Origin of the sequence: Neglectibacter sp. X4 (assembly GCF_009917365.1) — a bacterium.
Lineage (GTDB): Bacteria > Bacillota > Clostridia > Oscillospirales > Acutalibacteraceae > Acutalibacter.
This window is the reverse complement of the sequence record NZ_QWLE01000254.1, coordinates 1-675: the sequence shown is the minus strand read 5'-3', so window position 1 is coordinate 675 and position 675 is coordinate 1. Positions and strand designations below refer to the sequence as shown.

General features: G+C 39.0%; 1 pseudogene. It reads right to left on the bottom strand.

Features of this window, described 5'->3' with window-relative positions:
* Positions 1 to 463 precede the first annotated feature (463 nt).
* Positions 464 to 675, bottom strand: a pseudogene (locus D1841_RS17980) (MATE family efflux transporter); the annotation flags it as partial.

Below are 675 nucleotides of genomic sequence, written 5' to 3'. Positions count from 1 at the left end.
TTTGCCTTTTTCTCACAGGTTCCCCTCCTTCATTACTCTTTCTTCTCATTATTTCCAATATTATTATATTCGCTTTTTCTATCTCTGTCAATCGTTGATTTTCCAACACTTTCGTTAGATTTTGGTTAGATTTTCCCCTTACAAAAACAGGAAAGCTGCCATACGGCTGAATCCTATTAGATTTAACCGTATGGCAGCTTTTCAGACTACCCAGGCTTCGATGTGCATATTTTGAGTAATTATGTCGATTATATGCACATCGGTATGCATATTTTTTAAAAAAACACCTTTAATATGCACATTGGTACTGTTCCCATTGAAAAAGCTGCCGAAAGAACAGTAAAATTCTTCATAAGCAGCTTTGTTTGTGCATATTTTAAGAATTTCCCAAGAAAATATGCACAACATCGTGCATATTTTAGGACTTTTTCTTGAATATATGTAATTCGCAGCGCCCGCCTCATTACAGCCGTCTCGCAACAGCCTTCTCGCGAAGCTTTTTACGCAGTACCAAGAAAGTAATCAAATGTGCTGTCGCTGTAACACCCCAAGTCACCGGATAAGTGATGTAAAGCATCTCCAGCGTATGGAACTGCGGCATTTGAAACAGTGTCGTAATCCACAAAATTCTAAGACCGCAAACACCAACCAGCGAAACCAGCATTGGCATAACAG